Source organism: Aeromonas sp. 2692-1 (genome assembly GCF_013085505.1).
Classification (GTDB): Bacteria; Pseudomonadota; Gammaproteobacteria; order Enterobacterales; family Aeromonadaceae; genus Aeromonas; species Aeromonas hydrophila.
Window position 1 is genome coordinate 3,283,479 of sequence record NZ_CP038513.1, and the last position, 24,858, is coordinate 3,308,336.

The 24,858-nt window shown below is 62.7% G+C and carries 23 protein-coding genes; 12 read left to right on the top strand and 11 right to left on the bottom strand.

Annotated features, from left to right (window positions below; translation table 11 throughout):
- The first annotated feature begins 163 nt into the window (after positions 1 to 163).
- On the top strand, positions 164 to 1,564 hold the full coding sequence (locus E5E97_RS15510; RefSeq protein WP_102988828.1) for a DEAD/DEAH box helicase: 1,401 nt from the start codon (positions 164 to 166) through the stop codon (positions 1,562 to 1,564).
- Between the two features lie 106 nt (positions 1,565 to 1,670).
- Here E5E97_RS15510 and E5E97_RS15515 read toward each other — a convergent pair whose 3' ends face one another.
- The 4 genes from E5E97_RS15515 to cra form a co-directional block, all read right to left on the bottom strand.
- Positions 1,671 to 2,360, bottom strand: a complete 690-nt coding sequence (locus E5E97_RS15515; protein WP_043122731.1) for an RES family NAD+ phosphorylase — start codon at positions 2,358 to 2,360, stop codon at positions 1,671 to 1,673.
- Positions 2,360 to 2,764 carry an antitoxin Xre-like helix-turn-helix domain-containing protein gene (locus tag E5E97_RS15520; protein ID WP_016350639.1) on the bottom strand — a complete coding sequence of 135 codons (405 nt, stop codon included), beginning with the start codon at positions 2,762 to 2,764 and terminating at the stop codon, positions 2,360 to 2,362. Before E5E97_RS15520 ends, E5E97_RS15515 begins: the two co-directional genes overlap by 1 nt.
- A 261-nt stretch (positions 2,765 to 3,025) precedes the next feature.
- Positions 3,026 to 4,219 (bottom strand): aromatic amino acid transport family protein, encoded by a 1,194-nt coding sequence (locus E5E97_RS15525; RefSeq protein WP_065480569.1) that lies wholly within the window; start codon positions 4,217 to 4,219, stop codon positions 3,026 to 3,028.
- 306 nt (positions 4,220 to 4,525) lie between these two features.
- Positions 4,526 to 5,512, bottom strand: coding sequence for a catabolite repressor/activator (gene cra, locus E5E97_RS15530; protein ID WP_162901945.1), 987 nt, complete (start codon positions 5,510 to 5,512; stop codon positions 4,526 to 4,528).
- A gap of 305 nt (positions 5,513 to 5,817) precedes the next feature.
- On the opposite strand from cra, the gene fruB reads away from it, so the two are divergent.
- From fruB to E5E97_RS15550, 4 genes are all read left to right on the top strand, one after another.
- Entirely contained in the window at positions 5,818 to 6,918 is a 1,101-nt protein-coding gene (fruB, locus tag E5E97_RS15535) for a fused PTS fructose transporter subunit IIA/HPr protein (RefSeq protein ID WP_171280517.1), read from the top strand.
- On the top strand, positions 6,918 to 7,907 hold the full coding sequence (pfkB, locus tag E5E97_RS15540) for a 1-phosphofructokinase (RefSeq protein WP_118881274.1): 990 nt from the start codon (positions 6,918 to 6,920) through the stop codon (positions 7,905 to 7,907). Before fruB ends, pfkB begins: the two co-directional genes overlap by 1 nt.
- Positions 7,904 to 9,628: a PTS fructose transporter subunit IIBC gene (gene fruA, locus E5E97_RS15545; protein WP_118881273.1), complete on the top strand. Its 1,725-nt coding sequence runs from the start codon at positions 7,904 to 7,906 to the stop codon at positions 9,626 to 9,628. Before pfkB ends, fruA begins: the two co-directional genes overlap by 4 nt.
- Positions 9,629 to 9,878: 250 nt before the next feature.
- Positions 9,879 to 10,385 (top strand): glucose-6-phosphate isomerase family protein, encoded by a 507-nt coding sequence (locus tag E5E97_RS15550; RefSeq protein WP_253265088.1) that lies wholly within the window; start codon positions 9,879 to 9,881, stop codon positions 10,383 to 10,385.
- A 21-nt stretch (positions 10,386 to 10,406) separates the two neighbouring features.
- Here the strand turns inward: E5E97_RS15550 and E5E97_RS15555 are convergent, their stop codons facing one another.
- Positions 10,407 to 11,414 (bottom strand): LacI family DNA-binding transcriptional regulator, encoded by a 1,008-nt coding sequence (locus E5E97_RS15555; RefSeq protein WP_045789903.1) that lies wholly within the window; start codon positions 11,412 to 11,414, stop codon positions 10,407 to 10,409.
- Between the two features lie 212 nt (positions 11,415 to 11,626).
- On the opposite strand from E5E97_RS15555, the gene E5E97_RS15560 reads away from it, so the two are divergent.
- The 6 genes from E5E97_RS15560 (at position 11,627) to E5E97_RS15585 (ending at position 17,249) form a co-directional block, all read left to right on the top strand.
- Positions 11,627 to 13,393 (top strand): class I mannose-6-phosphate isomerase, encoded by a 1,767-nt coding sequence (locus tag E5E97_RS15560; protein ID WP_171280518.1) that lies wholly within the window; start codon positions 11,627 to 11,629, stop codon positions 13,391 to 13,393.
- Positions 13,394 to 13,398: 5 nt separating this feature from the next.
- Positions 13,399 to 13,830, top strand: a complete 432-nt coding sequence (locus E5E97_RS15565; RefSeq protein ID WP_146062641.1) for a PTS sugar transporter subunit IIA — start codon at positions 13,399 to 13,401, stop codon at positions 13,828 to 13,830.
- A gap of 9 nt (positions 13,831 to 13,839) precedes the next feature.
- Entirely contained in the window at positions 13,840 to 14,334 is a 495-nt protein-coding gene (locus E5E97_RS15570; RefSeq protein ID WP_016350649.1) for a PTS sugar transporter subunit IIB, read from the top strand.
- A gap of 12 nt (positions 14,335 to 14,346) precedes the next feature.
- Entirely contained in the window at positions 14,347 to 15,150 is an 804-nt protein-coding gene (locus tag E5E97_RS15575; protein WP_171280519.1) for a PTS sugar transporter subunit IIC, read from the top strand.
- Positions 15,150 to 15,998: a PTS system mannose/fructose/sorbose family transporter subunit IID gene (locus E5E97_RS15580; RefSeq protein WP_171280520.1), complete on the top strand. Its 849-nt coding sequence runs from the start codon at positions 15,150 to 15,152 to the stop codon at positions 15,996 to 15,998. The genes E5E97_RS15575 and E5E97_RS15580 overlap by 1 nt, the downstream gene beginning before the upstream one ends.
- A 93-nt stretch (positions 15,999 to 16,091) precedes the next feature.
- Positions 16,092 to 17,249, top strand: coding sequence for an AGE family epimerase/isomerase (locus tag E5E97_RS15585; protein ID WP_171280521.1), 1,158 nt, complete (start codon positions 16,092 to 16,094; stop codon positions 17,247 to 17,249).
- Positions 17,250 to 17,273: 24 nt separating this feature from the next.
- On the opposite strand, the gene E5E97_RS15590 is transcribed toward E5E97_RS15585, so the two are convergent.
- On the bottom strand, positions 17,274 to 17,525 hold the full coding sequence (locus E5E97_RS15590; RefSeq protein WP_171280522.1) for a DUF1289 domain-containing protein: 252 nt from the start codon (positions 17,523 to 17,525) through the stop codon (positions 17,274 to 17,276).
- A 150-nt stretch (positions 17,526 to 17,675) separates the two neighbouring features.
- On the opposite strand from E5E97_RS15590, the gene mltA reads away from it, so the two are divergent.
- On the top strand, positions 17,676 to 18,827 hold the full coding sequence (gene mltA / locus E5E97_RS15595; RefSeq protein WP_011706178.1) for a murein transglycosylase A: 1,152 nt from the start codon (positions 17,676 to 17,678) through the stop codon (positions 18,825 to 18,827).
- Between the two features lie 119 nt (positions 18,828 to 18,946).
- Here mltA and yfaE read toward each other — a convergent pair whose 3' ends face one another.
- The 5 genes from yfaE to ubiG all read right to left on the bottom strand — a co-directional run bounded on the left by yfaE (position 18,947) and on the right by ubiG (position 24,712).
- The gene (gene yfaE, locus E5E97_RS15600) at positions 18,947 to 19,267 is read right to left on the bottom strand and encodes a class I ribonucleotide reductase maintenance protein YfaE (RefSeq protein WP_029300960.1); all 321 of its coding nucleotides are present in this window, start codon (positions 19,265 to 19,267) and stop codon (positions 18,947 to 18,949) included.
- Positions 19,264 to 20,397, bottom strand: a complete 1,134-nt coding sequence (nrdB, locus tag E5E97_RS15605; protein ID WP_011706176.1) for a class Ia ribonucleoside-diphosphate reductase subunit beta — start codon at positions 20,395 to 20,397, stop codon at positions 19,264 to 19,266. The genes yfaE and nrdB overlap by 4 nt, the downstream gene beginning before the upstream one ends.
- Positions 20,398 to 20,463: 66 nt before the next feature.
- Positions 20,464 to 22,731 (bottom strand): class 1a ribonucleoside-diphosphate reductase subunit alpha, encoded by a 2,268-nt coding sequence (gene nrdA, locus E5E97_RS15610; RefSeq protein ID WP_016350655.1) that lies wholly within the window; start codon positions 22,729 to 22,731, stop codon positions 20,464 to 20,466.
- A gap of 578 nt (positions 22,732 to 23,309) precedes the next feature.
- Positions 23,310 to 23,996: an HAD family hydrolase gene (locus E5E97_RS15615; protein WP_171280523.1), complete on the bottom strand. Its 687-nt coding sequence runs from the start codon at positions 23,994 to 23,996 to the stop codon at positions 23,310 to 23,312.
- Positions 23,996 to 24,712, bottom strand: a complete 717-nt coding sequence (gene ubiG / locus E5E97_RS15620; protein WP_016350657.1) for a bifunctional 2-polyprenyl-6-hydroxyphenol methylase/3-demethylubiquinol 3-O-methyltransferase UbiG — start codon at positions 24,710 to 24,712, stop codon at positions 23,996 to 23,998. Before ubiG ends, E5E97_RS15615 begins: the two co-directional genes overlap by 1 nt.
- Positions 24,713 to 24,858: the final 146 nt, after the last annotated feature.

Below are 24,858 nucleotides of genomic sequence, written 5' to 3' on the forward strand. Positions count from 1 at the left end.
TCCTCAATAACTCCGTTAGACTGCGCCCCTATTCTTTCCCCTTTGCTCTGCTCCCCGGGGAAATCGTTGTGTTCTCAACAGGCCCGAGTCTGGCGAGATGGCATCGGCTCAGCAGAGGAGCCCCATCCCGGATTGTCGGCGCCCCTATCCCTAGCAGGTAACTATGAGTTTTACTTCCCTCGGTCTGGCCGAACCCTTGTTGCGTGCCGTTGCCGAGCAAGGCTACGACACCCCGTCTCCCATTCAGCAACAAGCGATCCCGGCGGTACTGGCTGGCCGTGATCTGATGGCCGCCGCCCAGACCGGGACCGGCAAGACCGCAGGTTTTACCCTGCCGATGCTGCAGCGTCTGACTGAAAGCAAGCGCAAGGTCTCCCCGAATCGCATCCGTGCCCTGGTGCTGACCCCGACCCGCGAGCTGGCCGCCCAGGTAGGCGAGAGCGTGCGCAACTACGGCAAACACCTGCCGATCCGCAGCCACGTGGTATTTGGCGGCGTGAGCATCAACCCGCAGATGATGGCCACCCGCCGTGGTCTGGACGTGCTGGTGGCCTGCCCGGGCCGCCTAATGGATCTGTACAACCAGAACGCCGTCAAGTTCGACGAAGTGGAAATCCTGGTGCTGGACGAAGCGGATCGCATGCTCGACATGGGCTTTATCCGCGACATCCGCCGCATCCTGGCCCTGTTGCCGAAGAAGCGCCAGAACCTGCTGTTCTCCGCCACCTTCGCCGACGAGATCCGCGAGCTGGCCACCGGCCTGCTGGACAACCCGGCGGTGATCGAAGTGACCCCGCGCAACAGCACCGCCGAGCGTATCGAGCAGCTGGTACACCCCTGTGACAAGGCCAACAAGATTGCCCTGCTGAGCCACCTGGTCACCAGCAACAACTGGCAGCAGGTGCTGGTGTTCACCCGTACCAAGCACATGGCCAACCGCGTTGCCGAGACCCTCGACAAGAACGGCGTCAGCGCCGCCGCCATCCACGGCAACAAGAGCCAGGGTGCCCGTACCCGCGCCCTGGCCGGTTTCAAGGATGGCAGCGTCAAGGTGCTGGTGGCGACCGACATCGCCGCCCGTGGCTTGGACATCGACAAACTGCCGCAGGTAGTCAACTTCGAGCTGCCGAACGTGGCGGAAGATTACGTGCACCGTATCGGTCGTACCGGCCGTGCCGGCGCCGCCGGTCACGCCATCTCCCTGGTCGCGGCCGATGAGGGCAAGCTCATCAAGGCCATCGAGCGGCTGACCAAGCAGAACATTCCGTGCGAGCAGGTGGCCGGTTTTGAAGCCTCCCGCGAGACCCTCGACAACATCGCCCGTGGCATCGGTGCGCCGCTTCGCAAAGAGCCGCGCGATCCGAGCGAGCAGCGCCGTGCGCCGCGCCCGCAAGGTCAAGGCCAGCGTCAGGGCGCCGGTCGCTCTGCCAACGGTGGCAATGGCGGCGGTAACCGCTCCAGTAACGGTGGCAAGCCCAAGCCCCAGGGTGGCCAGCGCCCTGAAGGCGGCGCCGGCAAACCGGCTCAGGCTCGTCGTCCCCGTCGCGCTACCCACAACCAGTAAGCGGCCTGGGAGCCTGCTCCCTCGCTCGGTTGATGTAAAAAGCCCCGCCACTCTGGCGGGGCTTTTGTATATCCGGGAGTCGGTCGAGTGAGGCGGGTAGTGCCCGTCACTCGCCATAGAGGGTGATCTGCAGCACGTTGGCGATGGCGCTGCCGTTCCAGTGGTACTCCAGATGGCGGGGCTGATGGACGCGGCTGACCAGACGCGGGCGATAGAGCAGGTAGCAGTCGTGGCCGCTGTGGCGCACCGAGCGGTAACAGATGCCGTCGACATCCAGGGCTTTCTGCTCGCGGGCGAAGGCCTGGGAATATCCGTAGTCGGTCGCATGGTAGAGCGGTGTGGCGAGAAAGGCCTCGCCGGTAATGTCAACCAGGCTGGCGCTGAACTCGGCATGGATCACCCGCATCTGCACCTTCTGGGCGGGTTCACGGGTGTAGCCGAAGACGCGCTCCTGGTGGTAGACCGTCTCCTTGATGGCGGTGTCGAGGCTGGGGGCGCAGTAATAACCGCCAAAATCACCGGTGGTGAAACGGGCCCCCTCCGGATTGAGGTGGGTGAAGGCGGCCATCACATGGCTGCCGCCAGCCAAGCCCACCAGCCAGTCCGCTTTCGGCACCCGCGTCAGCTCGCCGGCCTCTTCCCTCAGCCTGTCGTTGGTCAGTGCCTCGATGGCCCAGACCGCCTCCAGTTCGTCGGCGTTGGCCACATCCTCATAGAGGCAGATGGTGGGGTAGCGGCTCGGGATGATCCGGTAGGCGGACTCGTCCTTGAATGCGCGCTGCGGGGGAGTCTGCATCAGGCCATGCCTCCGCGCCAGGCGTGCAGGCGGGTAGCGACCTCATAGAGATCGGCCACGCGGCCACCTTGCATCACCTCCATGGCGCTGCGGCCGGCGAAGAAGGGGTGGCTGTTGGACTTGCGTACCCAGCCATAGATGCTCTCGTCCGCGCTGAACAGTACCCGCAGGCTCTTGTGAATGTTGAGCAGGTAGCTCATTCGCTCCTGCAGATCCGCACTCAGTCTGATCCCGCCGTGGGACTCTTTGTACTTGTTCAATGTTGAACGCGAAGAGATACCGAGCAGTCGCAACTGTTCATCTGTGTTGCACTGCCATTTGTCGAGGATGCGAAACACCACCGGCAGCGCCTTGCTGGGATCAACGGCGCCATCTTGCCGTTGCACGTGTGCGGTTGCGACCATGTCAGGCTCCTTGCTGGATTGAGCGTGTGTTCTGTTGCCAAAAAGGCGATCTGTTATCAGTGTACAAGAACTGTTCATATATATACAGGGTATCGATACATGGTGCATATATGAACGCTTGATGTATCAAGGAGATGATCACCGTGCCGGCGGGTCCCTTTATATCGATGGCATATACCGATGGCATAGAAAAAGCCCCGCCAACTTGGTTGGCGGGGCTCTTGCTTTTTTGCTATCGGGGCATGCAATACCGGCTCTGGCTTAGAGCGCGGGCAGCAGTCCCATGCTGACGCTTATCTGCACCCCGACGATCAGCACCCCCATGGCGCCGGCAAGGCCCAGGGCCAGCACGCCGCCCGGGGCGCGGTAGTGGTGCGCCTCGGCCCGCTTGCGGCTCTGCCACACCAGGGCCACCGGCAGCAGCACCGCCAACACTGCCAGCGCGATGGCGGCGTAGCCAAGCGCCATGATGAATCCCTGCGGGAAGTAGAGGGCAAACAGCAACGGCGGCACGAAGGTGATGAGGCCGGTCTGGGTACGGCCCTGCCAGTTGTCCTTGCGACGGGTCACCTTGGCCATGAAGTCGAACAGTCCCAGCGTCACCCCGAGGAAGGAGGTGGCCAGCGCCAGATCGGCGAACAGGTGCATCGCCTGGTTGAAGGCGGGCCAGCTCACCAGATTGCCGACGTTGGCCAGCAGGCTGTCCAGCGCTCCGCCGGTCTGGATCAGGGATTGCTGACCGAGCAGTCCCAGGATGGCTATTTGCCACAGCACGTAGAGGATGAGCGGCAGGGCGGAGCCCCACACGAACACCCGGCGCAGCTGCTTGGGGCAGTCCCCCAGGTAGAGCATCACGCTCGGGATGGAGCCGTGAAAACCGAACGAGGTGAAGATGACCGGCAGGCCTGCCAGCAACAAGCCCTGACCGAGCGGCATGGAGAGCAGGTGCTGCCCCTCGGCACGCGGCAGCAGCAGCCCGAGGACGGCCACCATGATCACCAGCTTGACGGTGAACATCAGTCGGTTGAGGTAATCCACCTGTTTGGTGCCGACGCAAACCATGCCGCCAAACAGCAGGGTAAAGGCCCAGGCCGCCTGCTCCTGGCTGAGGGGCAGGCCGGCATCGGCCAGCGCCTGGGCCAGCAGGCTGCTGCCACCGCTGATGTAGGCGGAGGCCAGCGAGTAGAACAGCATCAGGATGCAGAAGGAGGCAATGCGCTTGCCCCAGGGGCCGAGCAGGTGATCCGCCAGCTGGTGCAGGTACCACTTGCCGGTGTTGAGGCTGGCTTCCACCTGCAGCATGGCGGTAAAGGCCATCAGGCCCCACAGGCCGATCATCAGCAGCAGGGTGGCGGGCCCGCCAAGGGAGGAGGAGGCCAGCGGCAGGGCCAGCATGCCGGCGCCTATGGTGGTGCCGGCAATCAACAGGGTACATCCCAGGGTTTTGGTATTCATGGTGTCCATCCGAATCGAGAAACTGCGCCGTGCGCAGCAGGCATATGAGGTGTTGGCAAGGCGCCTCCGGGGTCGAGACCGGAGGCTAGCAATATCGGAGTGAACCCATCGTTACGAAAAATCCGCTGGTTGTAAAAGATGGTTGCCAACTTAGCGAATTAAAATGTTGGATACAAGCGTGTAAAGGCGGATTTTGTACTGGGTGGGCAGAATAAGTGGAAATAAAAGATGACAGGAGTGCGCTTTGGCTGGTGAAAAAACGCGCCGCTGCGAACCGGGTCGCAGCGGCGCACGATGCAGAGAGGATTAACGGCGGCGTTTGAGGGTACGGCTCACATAGTGCAACCCGCACTGGTATTCACCGCCAATCGCCTTGAGGGCCAGATCCAGCGCCTGGCTGGCGAGGGCATCGTGCTGCTGGGGCAGGGAGTTGATGCCGAAGGGGAGAAAATCGAGCAGGCGATCGTCGCCGAAGGTGGCCATGGCCAGCCGGCTCATGTCGGTCTCCTGTTCCAGCAGATAGTCGAGCACCCCCTCCATCAGGATGTAGGAGGTGGCTACCAGCGCCTGGGGTAGCTGGCCGAGCTGTTGATGCAGCGCCTTGATCAGGCGGTAACCTTCGGCGCGGGAGAAGTGGGCCCCTTCACACAGATGGCAAGCGGTGCTGTGGCTGGCGACGGCCTGCTCGAAGCCTGCTTTGCGTTCACGGCTGATCGTGAGCGCCGGCAGCGCGGTGATCAGGGCGATGTGCTTGATTGCCGGCGAGAGCAGGGAGGCGGTGAGATCGCAGCTCGCCTTCTGGTTTTCGCTGGCCACGGTGACGAACTTGTCGGCCGCCATGGCCCGGTCGATGGCGAGCACCTGGATGCCGCGCGTCTGCAGGCCGAGGTAGAAGGGATCTTCGGGCGGCAGGCAACTGGCCACCAGCAATGCATCCACGTGGCGGCTGGCCAGCATCTCGGCCAGCTCCTTCTCGGTGGCGGGGTCATCTTCCGAGCAGACGATCAGCAGCTGATAACCCTGTACCCGCGCCCCTTGCTCCAGCCGTTTGGCGAGCTTGGCGTAACTGGCGTTCTCCAGGTCGGGCAGGATGAACCCCAGGGTCTTGGTCTGGCCACCGCGCAGGGAGGCGGCGCGGCTGTCCGGCTGGTAGTTGTGGGCGGTGACCACCGCCATCACCTTGTCGCGGGTGGCCTGGCTGATGCGGTATTGGTCGGCCTTGCCATTGATCACATAGCTGGCCGTGGTGCGCGAGACACCGGCGAGGGCGGCGATTTCATCCAGTTTCATCATGTTGGCTCTGTTTGAGTTGCAAGGCCCACGGGCACTGCCTGGTGAGGGCACCGAAAAGTGTGCGCGGGATCATATCATTGAAAAGCACTCTTTGTGGGTACTTGATCAATTCGCTGAAACGATTCAGTCTGAGTGTAAGTGAAACGATTCAGCTTGTCAGCAGACAATCGATGGCCGGGCATAAAAACCGGGTATGACCCGCGAAGGGATGCAATCCGGTCTATTGTCAGCAGGCGAGTGGTACGAATGGTTATGTTTGATGAGCCGGTACGGTCAGGCCGCCCGGCACCTGATGGAGAATCTCTATGTTGAAGTTGGCGCGACAGCAGATCCTGCTGGGGCAGTCGGTGGCGACCAAGGCCGAAGCCATTGCCCTGTTGGCAGGCAAACTGACCGAAGCCGGTCTGGTGGAAGCGGGATATGTAGATGGCATGCTGGCGCGTGAAGCGCAGCACGCCACCTATCTTGGCAGCGGCATCGCCATTCCCCACGGCACCACCGACACCCGGCATCTGGTGAAGAACACCGGCGTCATGGTGGCCCAGTTCCCGCAGGGGATCGAGTGGGACGAGGGGCAGATCGCCTACGTCGCCATCGGCATCGCCGCCAAGTCCGACGAGCATCTGGGCATTTTGCGCCAGCTCACCCATGTGCTGGGTGACGAGCAGGCTGCGGCGCAATTGAAAGAGGCCACCGATGCCGACACCATCATCAATATCCTGACCGGTGCGACGGCGGCCAAAGAGGTGCAGTTCCTGACCCTGGCCGATTTCCCGGCGGACGATCGCGACCAGCTGCTGCTGGGCGCAGCCGCCCGCGCCAAATCCGCCGGCTGGGGGGATGCCGCCATGGTGAGCGCCCTGCTGGCAAGTGAACCCGCCTACCTGGGCGAGGGCATCTGGCTGGCGCGGGCACAAGCAGCCCAGACCGGCTGGGTGCTGGCAACGCCTAGCACTGCACTGAACGCAGGGGAGCAACCGGTCAGCGCCCTGCTGCTGCTGTGCGCCGCAGATAGCGGCCATCTGGTGCAGCTCGACAATCTGGCCAAACTGGCCGCAGCCGGTCAGCTGGCCACGCTGGCAGGTGGCGAGGGGTTGGCCATGCTGCAAGCGGGGCCGGCCAGCGGTCTTTCCGACACCTTCACCATCATCAACCCCCACGGGTTGCACGCCCGTCCGGGCGCCATGCTGGTCAAGGTGGCCAAAGAGTATGAATCCGATATTCGCGTCGCGAATCTGGATGGCAGCGGCGAGGCGGTCTCCGCCAAGAGCCTGATGAAGGTCATCGGTTTGGGCGTCAAGTGCGGGCACCGTCTGGCGTTTCGTGTCGAAGGCCCGGATGCCGAAGCGGCGCTCAAGGGCATAGGCGCCGCCATTGCGGCCGGGCTGGGCGAGGGGGCGCACTGATGGACATAGTGACCATCACCCTTAACCCTGCGCTCGATCTCACCACCCGTCTCGAGGCGATGAGCCTGGGCGAGGTGAACCTGGTGAGCGAGGCGAACTTGCGTGCGGCGGGCAAGGGGATCAACGTTGCCATGGTGCTCAAGGACTTGGGCCGCGAGGTGGGCGTTACCGGCTGGCTTGGCGCCGATAACCAGCAGAGCTTTGCCTCCCTGTTCGAGGAGCGTGCCCTGGCCGATCACTTCGTGCGCGTGGCGGGCAGCACCCGCATCAACGTCAAGATCTCCGAGCAGTCCGGTCGGGTCACCGATCTCAATCTGCCGGGGCTCACCATCCACCAAGGGGAAGTGGGCGCGCTGGAGCAGGCCATCGATGAACTGGCAGCGCGCGCCGACTGGTTCGTGCTGGCGGGCAGCCTGCCCAAAGGGGTGGCCCCCGATTACTGCGCCCATCTTATCCGCCTGCTCAAGGCCAGAGGCAAGCAGGTGATCTTCGATTGCAGCGGCGCGGCGTTAAGCGAAGGGATCAAGGCGGCACCGACCCTGGTCAAACCCAATCTGGAAGAGCTGAGCCAGTGGGCGGGCCGCCCCATCAAGACTTTGAGCGAGCAGGCCGAGTGTGCCCGCGCGCTACAGGCCAGCGGGATCCCCAACGTGGTGATCTCCAACGGCGCCGATGGCCTGATCTGGTTTGCTCCGGATGCCGTCTGGCAGGCGATTCCGCCGCGCATGCAGGTGGTCAGCACGGTCGGTGCCGGCGATTCCCTGGTGGCAGGTCTTGCCCATGGCCTCAGCCTTGGCTGGACGCCGGAGCAGACCCTGCGGCTGGCCACTGCCGTCTCCGCGCTGGCGGTCAGCCAGGTGGCGGTCGGTTTTAGCGATATCAGTGTGCTCAACCCCTTGCTTGAGCAGGTGCGCGTACAGCGTCTGGATGCGCTGGCACCGGTTCAATGCCATACCCCCTCAATGGAAAACTCAGGAGATGCCCAATGAAAGCAATCTTGGTTACGGCTTGCCCGGCGGGCATTGCCACCAGCTTTCTCGCTGCAAAACGGATAGAACAGCAGGCCAAACTGGCTAGCTGGGAACTCACCCTCGACGTCGGCTCCAGCGTGCAACCCCATCAGGTGCCGAGCAAGGAGCAGATTGCCGCCGCCGACATGGTGCTGGTTGTCGCCAGCGCCCCGGTGGATCTCGCCGCCTATGACGGCAAGCGGGTCTATCAGGGCAGTATGGATCTCGCCCTGCAGGATCCGGCCGCCTTGCTGGAAGCCGCAACCAGCGGCGCCAGCGTCTATCGCCACCAAGCCGCGCCCGCTGCTGCCAAACCGGCCGCCGCTGGCAAGCGCATCGTGGCGGTGACCGCGTGCCCGACCGGGGTGGCCCACACCTTTATGTCGGCAGAAGCGCTGGAGACCATGGCCAAACAGCTGGGTTATCAGATCCGCGTCGAGACTCAAGGCTCGGTCGGTGCCCAGAACGCCCTGACTGCCGAGGAGATTGCATCCGCCGATCTGGTGTTCCTCGCCACCGACATCGAGGTGGACATGGCCCGTTTCGACGGCAAGCCGGTCTATCGCACCAGCACGGGCGCGGCGCTCAAGAAAACCCGTGCCGAGCTCGACAAGGCCTGGACCGAGGCGAAAACCTATCGCCACAGCGGCGCCAGCCAACCCAAGAAAGAAGAGAAGGCCGGCCCCTACAAGCACCTGCTGACCGGGGTCTCCTTCATGCTGCCCATGGTGGTGGCGGGCGGCCTCATCATCGCGCTCTCGTTTGTGTTCGGAATCGAGGCGTTCAAGGTGGAAGGTACCCTGGCTGCCGCTCTGATGAAGATCGGTGGCGGTTCCGCCTTTGCCCTGATGATCCCGGTGCTGGCCGGCTACATTGCCTACTCCATCGCTGACCGCCCGGGCCTCGCCCCCGGCATGATCGGCGGCATGCTGGCAAGCTCGCTGGGCGCCGGTTTCCTTGGCGGTATCGTGGCCGGTTTCCTGGCCGGTTACAGCGCCAAATACCTGAGTGACAAGGTGCGCCTGCCGGTGACCCTGGAAGCGCTCAAGCCGATCCTGATCATTCCGCTGTTTGCCAGCCTGTTTACCGGCCTGGTGATGATCTACGTCGTGGGTGGCCCGGTGGCCGGCATCATGAATGCCATGACCACCTTCCTCAACAACATGGGCTCCGCCAACGCCGTGCTGCTGGGTGTGATCATCGGCGCCATGATGTGCTTCGACATGGGTGGCCCGGTCAACAAGGCGGCTTACGCTTTCGGGGTCGGCCTGCTGGCCTCCAAAACCTACGCCCCCATGGCTGCCGTGATGGCCGCCGGCATGGTGCCGGCACTGGGGATGGGGATCGCCACCTTCCTGGCCCGCACCAAGTTCATCAAGGCGGAGCAGGAAGCAGGTAAAGCCTCCTTCGTGCTGGGTCTGTGCTTCATCTCCGAGGGGGCCATTCCGTTTGCCGCCAAGGATCCGATGCGGGTCATCCCGGCCTGCATGGTCGGCGGCGCCCTGACCGGTGCGCTCTCCATGCTGTTCGGCTGTGAACTGATGGCGCCCCACGGTGGTCTGTTCGTGCTGTTCATCCCGCACGCCATCAGCAACGTCATGATGTATATCGTGGCTATTGCGGCAGGCTCGCTGCTGACCGGTGTCTCCTACGCCATGCTCAAGCGCGGTGAAGAGCAGGCCAAACTGGCCACGGCATAATCCGCTAACCAGCGATACGCCATACAAGAGAGCGGCCTTTGGGCCGCTTTTTTATTGCCCACATTTATTGTTCAAGAAAGTGACGAGGGTAGGGCAACCTGGCTTGTGGTTAATGGATTAACCCTCTAGCGTGGGACACCGAAGGGCGCCGACGCGCCTGTCGATAACCCGATCCCCAGGAGCAGATGATGATCCCCATGATCCCCCCATTCTTGACTTTGCGACCGGTAGACTCGCTGGCGCCGAGCTGGTGGAAAAGAGCACCACCCTGGCCGACCTGCAGGGCCTCTTTGTTGACCCGCATGCCGAGGCGGCGCTCCCGTCAGAGACACGGCTCTATCGGGTTGCCATGTTGCCTGGCCATGGCGGCGAGGGGGATCTCAACATGGGGGTCACCTATCTGGAGGCGGGCCGGGTTGGCCAGGAGTTCTTCATGACCCGCGGTCATCTCCATGCTCGCGCCGAGCAGGCGGAATACTACTTCGGGTTGTGCGGGCAGGGGGTGTTGCTGCTGCAGGATATGGCCGGTGTCTGCCGGCTGGAGCAGGTCTTCGCCGGCAGCGTGCACCATATCCCAGGCCATGTAGCCCATCGACTCATCAACACCGGCGAGACGCAGCTCTCGGCGCTGGCGGTCTGGTCCGCCGTCGCGGGTCACGATTACGGTGCGTTGGGAGCGCGCGGCTTTGGCCTGCGGGTGCTGGCCGGGAAGGATGGCACGCCCCGCATTGTCACTTCTGCTGGGCAAGCCACTTGAAACCGCGCTTGCGGCGGCCCGCTAGGGGCTGCCGCAGGATTGGCGCACCACCAGGGTGGGGGGCAGGATGATGCTCTTGGCCGGTTCGTCGTTGCCGGCCATCCGCTCGAGCAGCAGCTCGCCAGCTTTTCGGCCGATCTCCCTTGACGCCACCGAGACGGTGGTGAGGGGCGGGTCCACCAGCGCGGTTTCCGGCAGATCGTCAAAGCCCACCAGTGCAAAGTCCTGACCGATGACTCGCCCCAGCTTGCGCAGCGCCAGAATGGCGCCGAGCGCCACCACGTCCTGATAGCAGACCGCCGCCGTCACCTCGGGATGCTGTTCCAGCAGCGCCGTGATGGCACGGGTGCCTTCCACCCGGCTGGCGCCGCAGCCGATGATCCACTCCAGTCTTGGAGAGATGCCGTGTTCGAGCAACTTGCTCATGTAGCCGCCGAGGCGCTGGGAGCGACTGATGGAGGCAGGGTTGCCCCCGACAAAGGCGATGTGGCGGTGGCCCAGCTTCAGCAGGTGTTCGGTCGCCAGCTGGCAGCCCAGGAAGTTGTCGGTGCCGACGAAGTCGATCGCCACGTCCGGCACCGGCCGTACGATCAGAATGGTGGGCATGCGGCGGCGTTGCAGGCTCTCGAAGAAGCTGCGGGGAGTGGTCTGGGTGGCGCAGATCACCATGCCGGCGGCGTTGTTGCGCTGCAGCGAGTCGGTGAACTGCTGCTGCCGGGTGGCCGACTCCTCGCTGTTGGCCAGAAACAGCATCAGATCGTGATGCTCCATCTCCCGGCTCAGGCCCGCCGTCATCTCCGCATAGAAGGGGTTGGTGATGTCGTGCAGCAACAGACCGACCTGGTTGCTGCTCTTGTTGCGCAGGTTGGCGGCGGTCTGGTTGTAGACATAGCCGAGTTCGTCGATGGCCCTGAGTACCCGCTGGCGGGTGTGCTCGGAGATGCGCCCCTTGTTGCGCAGGGTCATGGAGACGGTGGCAGTCGACACCCCCAGATGGCGGGCGATGTCGGCAACGGTCACATTGCTCATGGGATGGATCCTGTCAGGGAGTAGGCCTCAAAGGTATATCGATTAACCTTTTCTTGTTAACTTGCCATGATGAAATTGCTGTCATGATCACATATTTCGCCCATCTTGGCGATCAAATACACCATTTTATGAGGTTAATCTTGTTTATCAGGTTGTGGTTAACAGGTTAATCGATTTATCTCTTTCGTAGGTATCAACGAGAGAGCAAGCCAATGATTCATTCGAGTTACGTCTCCAACTACGACAAATTCCCGGAAGTGGTGGTCGCCGGCCATGAGGGCGCCGCCTGCGCCGGCTGGCACGAGATAGCCCGGCGACTGCAGGCCGCGGCAGACGGGCAAGGTGGGGCAAGGGTGGTGCTGGTGATCGACTGCTATCACGGCGTGGATCAGGACGAGCTGCGTAGCCAGCTGCTGACAAGGTTCGGGCCCCACACGCTCATCGAGGTGGAGCAGGCCCGCCTGCCGGAATCAAAAGTGCTGGCGATGCTGGAGCGCTTCATCACCGAGGACCGGGTCTTTGGCGTGCTGGCCCCTCACAAGATGGCGGAGTTTTTTGACCCGGCCGCGCTGGCTAGTCTGCAGCGGCAGGTCGCAGAGATAACCCGTGGCCTGGTGGTGGTGATGGGCAGTGGCGCCTCGCTGGTGGCGAGAGGGGATGTGCGGGTCTATGCCGATCTCGCCCGCTGGGAGATCCAGCAGCGACTGCGGCGCAAGGAGCTGGGCAACTGGGGGGCTGGCAACGAGGAGGAGGACATACTGCGCCGCTACAAGCGCGCCTTCTTCATCGAGTGGCGGGTGTTTGATCGCCATAAACTGGCCCAGCTGCCCACCATCGATTTCCTGCTCGACACCAATACCCGAGGCAAGCCGACCCTGGTGACGGGGCAGGCGCTGCTGGCGGGGTTGCATCAGGCGGCACGCCAGCCGTTTCGGGTGGTACCCTTCTTCGACCCCGGGGTCTGGGGCGGGCAGTGGATGAAGCAGGTGTGCGATCTGGATCCAGCCCAACCCAACTATGCCTGGTGCTTTGATTGCGTACCGGAAGAGAACAGCCTCTACCTGCGCTTTGGCGAGGTCAGGGTGGAGATCCCGTCGCAAAACCTGGTGCTGTGCCAGCCCAGCGCGCTGCTTGGGGAGCGGGTACACGCCCGCTTTGGCGCCGAGTTCCCGATCCGGTTCGATTTCCTCGACACGGTGGGGGGGCAGCCGCTCAGCCTGCAGGTGCACCCGCTGACCGAATACATCCAGCAGGAGTTCGGCATGCACTACACCCAGGACGAGAGCTACTACCTGCTCGATGCCAAGCCGGACGCCTGCGTCTACCTCGGCACCCGCACCGGCATCGACCCGCAGGCGATGCTGGCGGATCTGGCCGCCGCCCAGCGCGGCGAGAAGCCTTTCGACGACGAGCGCTTCATCAACCGTTTTCCGGCCCGTAAACACGATCACTTTCTGATCCCGGCCGGAACCGTCCACTGCTCGGGAGAGGGGGCCATGGTGCTCGAGATCAGCGCCACCCCCTACATCTTCACCTTCAAGCTGTGGGACTGGGGCCGGGTCGGGCTCGACGGCATCCCGCGCCCCATCCATCTGGCGCATGGCAGCAAGGTGATCCAGTGGGAGCGCGACACCGACTGGACCCGCGAGCACCTGGTCAATCGCATCGAGCTCATCGCCGAGGGGCCGGGCTGGCGCGAGGAGCGCACCGGGCTGCACGAGCGGGAATTCATCGAGACCCGTCGCCACTGGTTCAGTGTGCCGGTGGAGCATGACACCGGTGGTACCGTGCAGGTACTCAATCTGATCGAGGGACGAGAGGCGACGGTGGAGAGCCCCGATCATGCGTTCGCGCCGTTTGTGGTGCACTACGCCGAGACCTTCATCGTACCGGCCTCGGTAGGGCGTTATCGCATCCGCCCGAGCGGCGAGAGTGAAGGGGCGACCATCGCCACCATCAAGGCCTATGTGAGGGGGTAACCAAGATGCTGAGGATCCTTATCGCAACCCATGGTTCACTGGCGCCGGCCCTGCTGGCCAGCGCCAGCATGGTTTACGGCGAACTGCCCGCGGTGGCGACCGTCTCCCTCACCGAAGAGGGGGGGATCGAGGCCTTTCGCAGCGAGTTTGCACAGACCCTGCGCCGCCATGGCGCAGGGGCTGACGGGGTGCTGGTGCTGTGTGACATGGAGTGCGGCACCCCCTACAACGTGGCGTGCCGCTTCGCGTTTGACCCCGAATGGCCACAGCCGCTGGCGGTGGTGACCGGGGTCAACTTCCCCATGCTGCTGATGAGCGCCGAGCTGCTGGATGCCGTGGATGTGCACGAGGCGGCCCGCCAATTGCTGGCCCAGGCGCTGGAATCCATGGTGATCGCGGCCCCGGCGGCTGCGCACCAGCAAGACGACAACTTCTAGGAGAGCGAGATGGCGATTTCATTTGTACGCATTGACGATCGGGTGATCCATGGCCAGCTGGTGACGCGCTGGGCCAGAGAGCTGCCTTGCGACGGCATCGTCGCGATCGATGACGAGGTGGCGGCCGATCCGCTGCTCTCCCAGGTGATGATCGGCGCTGTGCCGGACACCCGGGTGTGGCTGTTCGACGTGGCGACGGCGATTGCCAAGCTGCCCAAAGTGATCGCCAGCGACAAGCGCTACTTCGTGATTGGCAAGTCGCCGGTCACCCTGCAGCGGCTCTGCGCCGCCGGCATCTCTCTTGAGAACCACAACGGCAAGATCAACGTCGGGCCCATGAGTGCCCGCGAACAGACCACCACCATAGGCCCCAACCAGTCGGTCACGGCGCAGGAGATCGCCGCCTTCGACTACCTGGCCGGCCTTGGCCACGACATTGACTTTCGGCTGGTGCCGGATGCCAGCCACTACAGCTGGGCGGATGCCCAGAAAAAGCTGAAATAGGGAGCAGACATCATGTTTCTGGAAGCAACACTCATCGGGATACTCTGTTATCTCGGTGCCCTCAGCAGCCCCTGGCTGTTGGGATTGACCGGGGGCTGGTACACCATCACCCGTCCGCTGGTCTCTGGCATGCTGGTGGGGGCCATCCTCGGTGATATCCAGACCGGGATCCTCATCGGGGTGGCGGTGCAGGCGGTCTATATCGCCATGGTGACGCCGGGCGGCTCCATGCCGGCGGATCTCAACTTCGTCGCCTTTCCGGCCATTGCGCTGGGCATTCTGTCGGGCAAGGAGCCGTCGGTGGCGGTGGCCATTGCCGCCACCATCGGCATCGCCGGCACCATCCTCTTCAACTTCATGATGGTGCTCAACTCCTACTGGAACCACAGGGCCGACGTGGCGCTGGAGCAGGGGGACGAGCAGGGGGTATACCTCAACAGCGCCATCTTCCCGCAGGCCAGCAACTTCGTGCTGCGCTTCGTGCCCACCTTCATCGCCGTCTATTTTGGCAACCAGTACATCGAAGGCTTCATGAACAACCTGCCGGAGCTGGTGATCCGCACCATGACGGTGGTGGGCGGCATACTGCCGGCGGTCGGCATCGCCATCCTGCTCAAGCAGATCATCAAGCAGAGCAGCATGCTGATCTACTTTCTGGTGGGCTTTGTCGGCATCGTCTTTCTCAAGCTCAACATGGTGGGGCTGGTGATGATCGGCGCCCTGCTTGCGCTCATCCACTACAACTACAAGCCGGAGCCGCGCCCTGCACCGGCTGCCCGCGCTGCCACCCAAACCGACGATGAGGATGAATTCTGATGGATGCAAAGCTGCAAGCGGGCCAGCCGGTGAACAAGGCGCCGGTGGCTCTCACTCCCAAGGAGCTGCGTGCCTGCTGGCGCGCCTGGATGATGTACAACCTCTCCTCCATGAGTTTCGAGCGACTCGAATCGTTCGGCTTCTGCCTTGGCATGATGCCGGCGCTGAAAAAACTCTATCCCGGCAAGGTGGAGCGGACGGAGGCGATGAAGCGTCACGCCTCCTTCTACAACACCGAGCCTCAGCTTGGCGCCATCATCAACGGGTTGGCGGTGGGGCTGGAGGAGAAGCGGGCCAACGGCGAGCGGATCGATGGCGAGACCATCAACACCCTGAAAGTGGGGTTGATGGGGCCCATCGCCGGGATCGGGGACTCCATGATCCCGGGCATGCTGGTGCCCATTCTGCTCAGCATCGGCATGGCGCTGGCCGCCGGCGGCAGCGTGCTGGGACCGCTCTTTTACATCATCAGCTTCAACGCCATCGTCATCACCGGCTCCTACATGCTGTTCATGAAGGGCTACCGGATGGGAACCGGCTCGGTGGAGGCACTGGTGAGCTCGGAGTCGGTCAAGCTGCGCGAGGCGCTCTCCCTGCTCGGGGTCTTCGTGATGGGCGGGGTGGCGGCCAGTTACGTCAATCTCTCCACCGGGCTCGATTTCGTCACCTCCGACGGGGTCAACATCCAGCTGCAGGCCATGCTGGACGGCATCTTTCCCAAACTGATGCCGCTGCTGGTGGTGCTGGGCACCTGGTATCTGATGGCCAGGCGCAACGTCTCGCCGGTCAAGGCCATGCTGGGGCTGCTGGTAGTGGCCTTTGTCGGGGTCGCCGTCGGGCTGTTCTAGGCCGTTCAAGAGTTGAGGTGAGCACAGACAGGGGAGAGCAGGGCTCTCCCTTTTTATGGGCTTGGGTGATGGGTTGGCTGGAGAGGTGCTGAGATGCATGACGAGATAAGAGAGGCCGCGCAGCGCTGCCGACGCTGGCTGGTGGAGGAGGCGCTACCTCACTGGGGGGCAAGCGGATTTGATTGGGAGCGGGGGCTGTTTGCCGAAGGGCTGGATGGCGCAGGCGCGCCGCTCTGGCAGCCCATTCGTTTTCGGGTGCAGAGCCGCCAGATCTATGTGTTCAGTCACGCCGCCCTGCTCGGCTGGTATGAGGGGGGCGAGCTGGCAGAGCGCTGCGCCATGTTCGGCATGAGGCACTTTGCTGATGGTGCCGGCAACCAGCTGTTTTCCCTCAATGCCGATGGCTCGCCCGCCGACAGTGCGGTGTGCTGCTACGAATACGCCTTTGCCCTGCTGGCCGAGTGCTGGCTCTACCGCTTGAGCGGCGAGCCGCGCTGGCAGCAGCAGGCCGAGTCGCGCTATCAGGCCATCGAACTGCTCTTTGCCGATCCCCTGTGCGGCGGGTTTCACTCCCGCTTTCCGCCAAGCGCGCCGCGCAGTCAAAATCCCCATATGCATCTGTTCGAAGCGCTGCTGGTGGCGGCGGAGTGCTTTGATGAGCCGCGCTGGCAAGGGCGCGCCCATCGGCTCTATCAGCTGTTTCGCCAGCGCTTTCTGGAGCCCGTCTTGCTGCGGGAGTTCTTCGATGAGCGGCTGCTCCCGACCCATCCCGATTCGCACCTGATCGACCCGGGTCATCACTACGAGTGGTGCTGGCTGTTGGCCCGCTATCGGGCATTGGCGCAAGGGTGGGAATATGGACCGAGTGAGCGCGAGATAGACGAGGGGATCACCATCCTGACCCGCTTTGCCACCGCTCACGGCCACGGGCCGACCGGGCTGGTGATGGATGAGCTTACCGATGACGGGCTGCCTCATCGGGCGACCAGCCGGCTTTGGTGCCAGACCGAGCAGCTCAAGGCGCTGCTGGCAGCCTACGAGCGGCGAGGGGAGGCTGAGACAGCCCGCCGGATTGGTGAGGTGGTGGGGCGGATCTTTGACTATTACCTGATGCCGGCGCTGCCGGGTCAGTGGATAGATCAGGTGGATGTGACGGGGGCGCCGTTGACCGGCCATGCACCGGCCAGCACCTTCTACCACCTGTTCGTGGCGTTCAGCGAGCTGGTGCGGGTGGCGCAAAGGGAGGGGTAAAGAGGGATAAAAGAAGGGTTGGGTTTAAAAATCCCAGCCAGGTTGCTCCGGCTGCCCGGGTTGGGCACCCTCCTGTGCCTTGCGGCGGGCGGCTTCCACCCGCGCCTTGCGACCACGGCACAGGCGCATCACCTCTTGCTGCTGGGCATGGCTCATGGTGAGCCAGTTGAAACGCTCCTCGCGGCTGCGCAGACACCCCTTGCAGTAGCCCTTGTTGTTCACTTCGCAGACCCCGATGCAGGGGCTCTGCAGCGGGAAGATTTCGAGCTGTTCCATCCATGGCCTCTCACACCCTGTTACCTTGTTATAACCCAGAAGATCCCCTTTGGAGAAATCCGCCGTCACAGGCCTGAAGGCGTTTGCTTTCCCCCTGCAAATTTGGCATCTTCCCCGCCGAACATAACCCTTGGTGTTATATGAGGACATATGAATAAACACGCTTACTGGCTGACCGCCGCAGTGCTGGGGTTGGCCGGTTGTGCGGGCAACTCTGAGCAAGCCCAGGTGCCCAAAAACAAACCCGATGCCAGATGTTTTCTCAACTGCGAGGTGCCGGAAAATCTGGGCAAGCAGTATCTGGACGGTCCCCTGCCTGATGATCTGGTGCGAGTGGAGCGGGTCAACAGCCGACAGCGCGCCGACTACAGCAAGTTCGGCCCCCAGAGCCGGCTGGTGCTGGAGCGCTCCGGCAAGATGACCCGCCGCTATGGTGAGCTTTACCATCAACTCTCCCGCTGGGTGGCCAATGGTGGCGATCCCGCTCAGATCACCCGTTATGGCATCAGCCTGGCCCAGCTGGGCGGCTCGGATCGGATGGGCAACGTGCTGTTCACCGGTTATTACTCGCCGGTGCTGGAGGTGCGTCACCGCCCGGACGCCAAGTACAAGTACCCCATCTATGCCATGCCCAAATGCGGCGGGCGCTGCCCGAGTCGGGCCCAGATCCATCAGGGGGCCCTGGCCAACCGCGGGCTGGAGCTGGGCTACAGCAAGTCCCTCATCGACAACTTCCTGATGGACGTGCAGGGCTCGGGCTTCGTTCACTATGGCGACGACGATCGGCTGCAATATCTGGGTTACAGCGGCAAGAACGGTCATGGTTACGTCAGCATCGGCCGGGTGCTGATCGACCGCGGCGAAGTGCCCAAGGAGCAGATGTCCATGAAAGCCATCAAGGAGTGGGCCAACCGTCAGCCGGAGGAGAGCGTCAAGGAGCTGGTGGAGCAGAACCCCTCTTATGTCTTCTTCGAGCGTCGCCCCACCAACGACGTGATCGGGGCTGCCGGCATTCCGCTGCTGCCGATGGCGGCGGTGGCCGCCGACAAGACCCTGCTGCCGATGGGCACGCCGATCCTGGCGGAAGTGCCGCTGCTGGACAAAGAGGGCAACTGGACCGGCAAGCACCAGCTGCGGCTGTTGATCGCGCTGGATGTGGGCGGTGCGGTGAAGAAGGGCCACCTCGATCTGTACCACGGCATGGGCGAGAAGGCCGGTGTCGCGGCCGGTCACTACAAGCACTTCGGCAGGGTCTGGAAGCTGGGTCTGCACCATGGGCCGACCGCCGCGCCCTGGCTGTAAGGCCCTGTGGGGGCGGGTGGCGCATCAGCCGCCCGCTCACCAGGCATAGAGATGGATGTAAAAAAGCCGCCGGAGCAATCCGGCGGCTTTTTGTTTGCTGACGCGAACCTGAGGGGGGCTCAGCGCTTCTTGATGTCCAGCCGGATGGCGCCCACCGGTTTGCAGCAGCAGGGCAGGCACTCACCCTCTGAGACAAAGGCGAGCGGTACGGCGGCATAGTGCACCTTGCCTGCCAGCAGCGGGGTACGGCAGGCGCCGCAATAGCCGCTGCGGCACTGGAACTCCACGTGATGACCGTGGCGCTCCAGGGTTTCCAGCACGCTCTCGCCGGGATGGGCGTGCAGCACGCCATCCTGGGTATGCACCCGTGGCGAGCCTGCGTCGCTCTGGGCGGGGGCCGCGTGCGGGGCAGGGGTCAGCGTGCCGGTGGCGTCACTCACAGCTCGAAATCACCCAGGTCTTCGGCATTCACTTCGCTGTCGATCTGACCTACCAGATAGGAGCTCACTTCCACTTCCTGCGGGGCGACCTGCACGTTGTCGGACGACAGCCAGGTATTGATCCAGGGGATCGGGTTCTGCTTGGCCCCGGCAAAGGCTGGCTGCAGACCCACCGCATTCATGCGCAGGTTGGTGATGTACTCCACGTACTGGCAGAGGATGTCCTTGTTCAGGCCGATCATGGAGCCGTCCTGGAACAGGTACTCGGCCCACTCCTTCTCCTGAATGGCGGCTTCCTTGAACAGCTCGAAGCAGGCCTGCTCGCACTCGGCGGCAATCTCGGCCATCTCGGGGTCGTCCTGGCCGCTGCGCATCAGGTTCAGCATGTGCTGGGTCCCGGTCAGGTGCAGCGCTTCGTCGCGGGCGATCATCTTGATGATCTTGGCGTTGCCTTCCATCAGCTCGCGCTCGGCGAAGGCGAAGGAGCAGGCGAAGCTGACGTAGAAGCGGATCGCTTCCAGCGCGTTGACGCTCATCAGGCACAGATAGAGTTTCTTTTTCAGCTCGCGCAAGGTGATGGTCACGTCACGACCGGCCACCCGGTGGGTGCCTTCACCGTGCAGGTTGTAGAGCGCGGTCGCCTCGATCAGATCGTCGTAGAAGTGGCTGATGGAGCCGGCGCGTTTGAGGATCTGCTCGTTGGTGACGATGTCGTCGAACACCTGGGCGGGGGTGTTGACGATGTTGCGGATGATGTGGGTGTAGGAGCGAGAGTGGATGGTCTCCGAGAAGGCCCAGGTCTCGATCCAGGTCTCCAGCTCCGGAATGGAGACCAGCGGCAGCAGCGCCACGTTGGGGCTGCGACCCTGGATGGAATCCAGCAGGGTCTGGTACTTCAGGTTGGAGATGAAGATGTGCTGCTCGTGGGGCGGCAGGGCCTGGAAGTCGATGCGGTCGTGGGAGACATCCACCTCCTCCGGGCGCCAGAAGAAGGAGAGCTGCTTTTCGATCAGCCGTTCGAACACTTCGTGTTTTTGCTGGTCATAACGGGCCACGTTGACCGATTGGCCGAAAAACATCGGCTCCTTGAGCTGGTCGTTTTGGGTCTGGCAGAACGTTGAATAGGCCATGGTGATTTGAATGTCTTGAATAAGGGGAAACAGGAGGGCGGGAGCTTCATGCTCCCGCCCGGTTCATCAGATCTTGCAGGCGCCGCCGGCACAACCGTCATCTTGCAGATCGGTCTGGGCATCGTCCGCACCATCACGGGTGTTGTGATAGTAGAGGGTCTTGAGGCCGTATTTGTAGGCGGTCAGCAAGTCCTTCAGCAGCTGCTTCATCGGTACCTTGTTGCCTTCGAAACGGGCGGGATCATAGTTGGTGTTGGCGGAGATCGCCTGATCCACAAACTTCTGCATGATACCGACCAGCTGCAGGTAACCATCGACGCTCGGTTGCTTCCAGAGCAGTTCGTATTGATCCTTCAAACGGTCATACTCGGGCACCACCTGCTTGAGGATGCCGTCCTTGGAGGCCTTGACCGACACCAGACCGCGCGGCGGCTCGATGCCGTTGGTGGCGTTGGAGATCTGGCTGGAGGTCTCGCTCGGCATCAGGGCGGTCAGGGTGGAGTTGCGCAGACCCACGGTGCGGATCTCTTCGCGCAAGGCTTCCCAGTCCAGGTGCAGCGGCTCGTTGCACAGGTTGTCCAGATCCTTTTTATAGGTATCGATGGGCAGGATCCCCTGGGCATAGGTGGTCTCGTTGAAGGCCGGGCAGGGGCCGAACTCGCGGGCCAGCTGCACGGAGGCCTTCAACAGGTAGTACTGGATCGCCTCGAAGGTGCGGTGGGTCAGCGCCAGACCGGAACCGTCGGAGTAGCGGGCACCGTTCTTCGCCAGGTAGTAGGCGTAGTTGATGACACCGATCCCCAGGGTACGGCGGTTCATGCTGCCCTTCATCGCGGCCTTGAGCGGGTAGTCCTGATAGTCGAGCAGGGCATCCAGGGCGCGCACGGCGAGATCTGCCATCTCTTCCAGATCTTCCAGCTTCTCGATGGCACCCAGGTTGAAGGCGGACAGGGTACAGAGCGCGATCTCGCCCTCTTCGTCATCCACGTTGTTGAGCGGCTTGGTGGGCAGCGCAATTTCGAGGCAGAGGTTGGACTGGCGCACCGGCGCCACGCTCGGATCGAACGGGCTGTGGGTGTTGCAGTGGTCCACGTTCTGGATGTAGATGCGACCGGTACCGGCGCGCTCCTGCATCATCAGGGAGAAGAGATCGACCGCCTTGAGGGTCTTCTTGCGAATGCTCGGATCCTGCTCGTACTTGACGTAGAGCGCTTCGAACTTGTCCTGATCCGCGAAGAAGGCATCGTACAGGCCAGGTGCATCGGACGGGGAGAACAGGGTGATGTCGCCGCCCTTGATGAGGCGCTGATACATCAGCTTGTTGATCTGCACGCCGTAGTCCATGTGACGGACCCGGTTCTCTTCCACGCCGCGGTTGTTTTTCAGAACCAGCAGGCTCTCCACTTCGGTGTGCCACAGCGGGTAGAACAGGGTGGCCGCACCGCCGCGCACGCCGCCCTGGGAGCAGCACTTCACGGCAGTCTGGAAGTATTTGTAGAAGGGGATGCAGCCGGTGTGGAACGCTTCGCCACCACGGATCGGGCTACCCAGACCACGGATGCGGCCGGCGTTGATGCCGATGCCGGCGCGCTGGGAGACGTAACGCACGATGGCGCTGGCGGTGGCATTGATGGAATCCAGGCTGTCGTCGCACTCGATCAGCACGCAGGAGCTGAACTGACGGGTCGGGGTGCGCACGCCGCTCATGATCGGGGTCGGCAGCGAGATCTTGAAGGTCGAGACCGCATCATAGAAGCGCTTGATGTAGTCCAGACGGGTATCTTTCGGATACTTGGAGAAGAGGCAGGCCGCTACCAGGATGTAGAGGAACTGCGGGCTCTCGTAAATTTCGCCGGTGACGCGGTTCTGGACCAGGTACTTGCCTTCCAGCTGCTTGACCGCCGCGTAGGAGAAGTCCATGTCGCGCCAGTGATCCAGGTGCTGGTTCAGCTCCTCGAATTCGGCCTGGCTGTAGTCTTCCAGCAGGTGCTTGTCGTACTTGCCCATGTCCACCAGCTTGGCGACATGCTGATAGAGGTGGGGCGGCTCGAACTGGCCGTAGGCCTTCTTGCGCAGGTGGAAGATGGCCAGGCGGGCGGCCATGTACTGGTAGTCCGGGCTTTGCTCGGAGATCAGGTCAGCAGCGGCCTTGATGACGGTTTCGTGGATATCGGCGGTACGGATGCCGTCATAGAACTGGATGTGGGACTTGAGTTCCACCTGGGAGACCGACACGTTGTCGAGACCCTCGGCAGCCCAGTCGAGCACGCGGTGAATTTTATCCAGATCGATGGGTTCTTTGTGGCCGTTACGCTTCGTCACAAACAAGTTCATTGGCTGATGACCTTTAGTTGATTCCCGAAAAACCATCGCACGGCGTTCGCCTCCAGGCCTGTGAGAGGCGTGGGAGGTGGGGACCTATTGTGCGATGAATCACAAGATATAGTGTTATTTTGATTTCGAGCTACAAGATAGTGAGGTCGGCCCGGCTTTGCAATCTGTGGATAAGGGATTAGCTGTGGATAAATTGTGGGTGTTCCGCTCTGTGTTAGTGGACGCTCACAGCGAGTGGGTTTTCATCTGTCCGATCCGGTAAATGCAAGTCTGATGATCGAACATGGAAAATTTAAATAACTTTTTTTGCTTGCGAAAAGGGGGTGTTTTTACTAGCAAATTCAGCCTGATTATCCCTTGTGCAGCAAGGGTCAAAAGGTGTCCGATCTCGCCGCTTCCCTGCTTGTCAAACCGCCAAAACGAGGGATCGCCAGGGATCCCCCGTGGTCACTGCCAAGGCTCTGCCGCGATCAGTCAACAGTGCTCATCTGGCCATCCTTTGGCGGCAAAGCTGCCTTTGTTATCCATCTCTGTTGTCTGCGTCCTGTACCAGAGTTGCCCGGCACGGGCTGGCAATCTCAGCCCAGCTCGTAGCGAAGCCAGTGGTGCAGGGCCTGCACGGTGTCAAAGTGCAGATCGGCCCCCCACTGGGCCGGATCCTCGTCGTCATTGAGATAACCCCAGCCGGCGACGGCGGTGCGCATGCCGGCGTTGCGGCCGGCCTCGATGTCGCGCACGTGATCTCCCACATATAGGCAGTGGCTCGCCTCGACGCCAAGCTGGTCGCAGGCAAAGTACATGGGGGCGGGGTCGGGCTTGCGCACCGGCAGGGTGTCGGCGCTGACGGTGACGCCGCAACTGGCGAGTTCGGGCAGGGCCGCCAGCAGCGGCTCGGTGAGAAAGCCCGGCTTGTTGGTGACGATGCCCCAGGGCAGCTGCTTCTCGTCGAGCCACTCGATGAGATCCACCATCCCCTCATAGGGACGGGTGCCAACGCAGAGGTTGGCGGCGTAGTAGTCGAGCAGGGCGGTGCGAAGGCGGGTGGCGCCCAGCTCTTCCAGCAGCTCGTCACCAAGACCGGCCCTGAGCAGCCCGAGCGCCCCGTGGGAGGTGGTCTGACGGATGATGTGGTCAGAGAGGGGGGCAAAGCCTTCGTTTATCAGCACGTGGTTGACGGCCGCCCCCAGATCGGGCGCGGTGTCGAGCAGGGTGCCGTCCAGATCGAACAGCACGCAGCCAAGGGGCGCAGCAGAGTGGGTCGTCATCAGCCTTGCTCCGGGCGCTCGAACGCCACCATGTAGTTGACGTCGACGTTGCGACCGAGCTTGAAGCTGTTGGAGAGCGGCGCGTAGTGCACCCCGCTCATGTCCCGTACCAGCAGGCCTGCCGCCTCACCCATGCGACACAGTTCGGCGGGGGTGATGAACTTCTTGTGGTCGTGGGTACCCTTGGGCACCATCTTCATCAGGTACTCGGCGCCGAGGATCATCATCAGATAGGCTTTCGGGTTGCGGTTGATGGTGGAGACGAACACCTTGCCGCCCGGGCGCACCAGGGTGGCGATGGCGCGCAGTACGGAGGCGGGATCCGGCACGTGCTCCAGCATCTCCATGCAGGTGACCACGTCATACTGGCCGGGGGCCTCATCGGCGTGGGCCTCGGCGGTGATCTGGCGATACTCGAGCTCTACTCCCGCCTCGAGGGCATGGAGGCGGGCGACCCCGAGGGGCTCCTTGCCCATGTCGATGCCGGTGACCTTGGCGCCCCGGCGGGCCATGCTCTCGGCGAGAATGCCGCCGCCGCAGCCGATGTCGAGGATGCGCTTGCCGAACAGGCCGCCGCTCTTGTCGGTGATCCAGTCAAGGCGCACCGGGTTTATCTGGTGCAGCGGCTTGAACTCTCCCTCCATGTCCCACCAGCGGGAGGCGATGGCTTCGAATTTGGCAATTTCTGTCAGATCGACATTGGCATCACTGTGCATTTTTTGATGATCCTGTGGCAAGGGCGCGCAGGCTGGGTGGGGCGCGCGCAATCTGTTGTCCTGGCGGGCATTATAACGGACGGACTTTGTCACACCAGCCCGACTTGTTACCGGATTTGTGGCTTAAGGTATTTGGCTCAGTGTGT

Coding starts and splice junctions, on each gene's coding strand:
- E5E97_RS15510 (WP_102988828.1), top strand. CDS start 164: ATGAGTTTTACTTCCCTCGGTCTGGCCGAACCCTTGTTGCGTGCCGTT.
- E5E97_RS15515 (WP_043122731.1), bottom strand. CDS start 2,360: ATGCAGACTCCCCCGCAGCGCGCATTCAAGGACGAGTCCGCCTACCGG.
- E5E97_RS15520 (WP_016350639.1), bottom strand. CDS start 2,764: ATGGTCGCAACCGCACACGTGCAACGGCAAGATGGCGCCGTTGATCCC.
- E5E97_RS15525 (WP_065480569.1), bottom strand. CDS start 4,219: ATGAATACCAAAACCCTGGGATGTACCCTGTTGATTGCCGGCACCACC.
- cra (WP_162901945.1), bottom strand. CDS start 5,512: ATGATGAAACTGGATGAAATCGCCGCCCTCGCCGGTGTCTCGCGCACC.
- fruB (WP_171280517.1), top strand. CDS start 5,818: ATGTTGAAGTTGGCGCGACAGCAGATCCTGCTGGGGCAGTCGGTGGCG.
- pfkB (WP_118881274.1), top strand. CDS start 6,918: ATGGACATAGTGACCATCACCCTTAACCCTGCGCTCGATCTCACCACC.
- fruA (WP_118881273.1), top strand. CDS start 7,904: ATGAAAGCAATCTTGGTTACGGCTTGCCCGGCGGGCATTGCCACCAGC.
- E5E97_RS15555 (WP_045789903.1), bottom strand. CDS start 11,414: ATGAGCAATGTGACCGTTGCCGACATCGCCCGCCATCTGGGGGTGTCG.
- E5E97_RS15560 (WP_171280518.1), top strand. CDS start 11,627: ATGATTCATTCGAGTTACGTCTCCAACTACGACAAATTCCCGGAAGTG.
- E5E97_RS15565 (WP_146062641.1), top strand. CDS start 13,399: ATGCTGAGGATCCTTATCGCAACCCATGGTTCACTGGCGCCGGCCCTG.
- E5E97_RS15570 (WP_016350649.1), top strand. CDS start 13,840: ATGGCGATTTCATTTGTACGCATTGACGATCGGGTGATCCATGGCCAG.
- E5E97_RS15575 (WP_171280519.1), top strand. CDS start 14,347: ATGTTTCTGGAAGCAACACTCATCGGGATACTCTGTTATCTCGGTGCC.
- E5E97_RS15580 (WP_171280520.1), top strand. CDS start 15,150: ATGGATGCAAAGCTGCAAGCGGGCCAGCCGGTGAACAAGGCGCCGGTG.
- E5E97_RS15585 (WP_171280521.1), top strand. CDS start 16,092: ATGCATGACGAGATAAGAGAGGCCGCGCAGCGCTGCCGACGCTGGCTG.
- E5E97_RS15590 (WP_171280522.1), bottom strand. CDS start 17,525: ATGGAACAGCTCGAAATCTTCCCGCTGCAGAGCCCCTGCATCGGGGTC.
- mltA (WP_011706178.1), top strand. CDS start 17,676: ATGAATAAACACGCTTACTGGCTGACCGCCGCAGTGCTGGGGTTGGCC.
- nrdB (WP_011706176.1), bottom strand. CDS start 20,397: ATGGCCTATTCAACGTTCTGCCAGACCCAAAACGACCAGCTCAAGGAG.
- nrdA (WP_016350655.1), bottom strand. CDS start 22,731: ATGAACTTGTTTGTGACGAAGCGTAACGGCCACAAAGAACCCATCGAT.
- E5E97_RS15615 (WP_171280523.1), bottom strand. CDS start 23,996: ATGACGACCCACTCTGCTGCGCCCCTTGGCTGCGTGCTGTTCGATCTG.
- ubiG (WP_016350657.1), bottom strand. CDS start 24,712: ATGCACAGTGATGCCAATGTCGATCTGACAGAAATTGCCAAATTCGAA.